We start from the raw sequence: 1,718 nt of genomic DNA on the forward strand, positions 1-1,718 counted from the left end.
GGCGGGGAGGGTGCCCTGGACGCGGCGGAGCTTCTTCATGGGGGCGAGTTCGGAGTCGTAGACCTTCTTGACCCCGTCGCCGAGGGCGGCCTCGATGGTGCGGATGTCGCGCACGAGGCGGGTGAGACCGCCGGGCTCGACGGAGGCGGCCTGGTCGGAGCCCCACATGGCGCGGTCGAGGGTGATGTGCCGTTCGACGAGGACGGCGCCGAGGGCGACGGCGGCCAGGGTGGTCTGCAGGCCGGTCTCGTGGCCGGAGTAGCCGACGGGGACGTTGGGGTACTCCTCCTGGAGGGTGTTGATCACCCGCAGGTTGAGCTCCTCGGCCTTGGCCGGGTACGTCGAAGTGGCGTGGCAGAGGAGGATGTTGTCGCTGCCGAGGACCTCGACGGCGTGCCTGATCTGCTTCGGGGTGGACATGCCGGTGGAGAGGACGACCGTGCGGCCGGTGGCGCGCAGGGCGCGCAGCAGTTCGTCGTCGGTGAGGCAGGCGGAGGCCACCTTGTGGGCGGGGAGGTCGAACTTCTCCAGGAAGGCGACGGCCTCGGTGTCCCAGGGGGAGGCGAACCAGTCGATGCCGCGCTTGGCGCAGTGCTCGTCGAGGGCGAGGTAGTCGGCCTCGCCGAACTCGACGCGGTGGCGGTAGTCGATGTAGGTCATCCGGCCCCAGGGGGTGTCGCGTTCGACGTCCCACTGGTCGCGGGGGGTGCACAGCTCGGGGGTGCGCTTCTGGAACTTGACGGCGTCGCAGCCGGCTTCGGCGGCGGCGTCGATCAGGGCGAAGGCGGTGCCGAGGTCGCCGTTGTGGTTGATGCCGATCTCGCCGACCACGTAGACGGGGCGGCCGGGGCCGGCGATGCGCGTGCCGAGGGTGCGGAGGCGGGGGTTGAGGGGGGCGACGGTCATGGCGTCGGGTGTCCTTCTGTCGGGTGCCGGTGCGGGGTCGAGGAGGGGGGCGAGGAGGCGGGCGCGGGCGAGGTCGTGCGGGTCGTCGACCTCCAGGACCCGTGCCGGGTCGGCGGGGACGGGCAGGACCCGCCCGAAGAAGCGGTGCCGGGCGGCGCGCAGGCCGGCCGCGGTCATGGCGTAGGCGGCGCCGGTCTCCAGGAGTTCCTCGGGGCGTTCCTGGCGGCGGGGGCGGTACGAGGGGACGTGGTTGACCCCGCTCCCGGCGCCGTCGGGCCCGCGGCGCCAGAGGAAGCCGTGGAAGGGGGCGGCGGTCAGGGCGGAGTCGGCGGCGCCGCGGGCCACGGCGGCGGCGACGGACTCGACGTCCTCGGGGGTCAGGAAGGGGCTGGTGCACTGGACCAGGAGGACCACGTCCACCGTGAGGGAGTGCAGCTCCTCGAAGGCGTCCAGGGCGTGCAGGACGGCGGCCTCGCTGCTCGCGGTGTCCCCGGAGAGGGCGGCGGGGCGGGCGATCACGTGGGCGCCGGCGCCGCGGGCCGCGGCGGCGACGGTCCCGGAGTCGGTGGAGACGACCACGTCGGTGACGGTGGGGGCGCCCCGACAGGCCCGCACGGCCCGCGCGACCAGCGGGATCCCCCCGACGCGCGCGGTGTTCTTCCCGGGCACCCCCTTGGACCCGCCCCGGGCGGGAATCACCGCGAGCACCCGGGGAGTCCGCCGCGCGGCGGGCCCGGCGGCGGACGTGCGCCCCGGGGCGGCGCCCGGGGCCACGCCCGAGGCGGGGGGCGGGGCGGCGCACGGGGCGGGGG

Annotated in this window: 1 protein-coding gene and 1 pseudogene; both read right to left on the minus strand. The window is 75.5% G+C overall.

The features are described 5' to 3' along the window. The coding region (locus VR44_RS48155) for an N-acetylneuraminate synthase family protein (RefSeq protein ID WP_045952554.1) at positions 1-906 on the minus strand (906 nt) is incomplete at its 3' end. A gap of 318 nt (positions 907-1,224) precedes the next feature. After that, a pseudogene (locus VR44_RS48160) lies at positions 1,225-1,680 on the minus strand (acylneuraminate cytidylyltransferase family protein); the annotation flags it as partial. Positions 1,681-1,718 lie beyond the last annotated feature (38 nt).

Source organism: Streptomyces katrae (assembly GCF_000966975.1).
Classification (GTDB): Bacteria; Actinomycetota; Actinomycetes; order Streptomycetales; family Streptomycetaceae; genus Streptomyces; species Streptomyces katrae.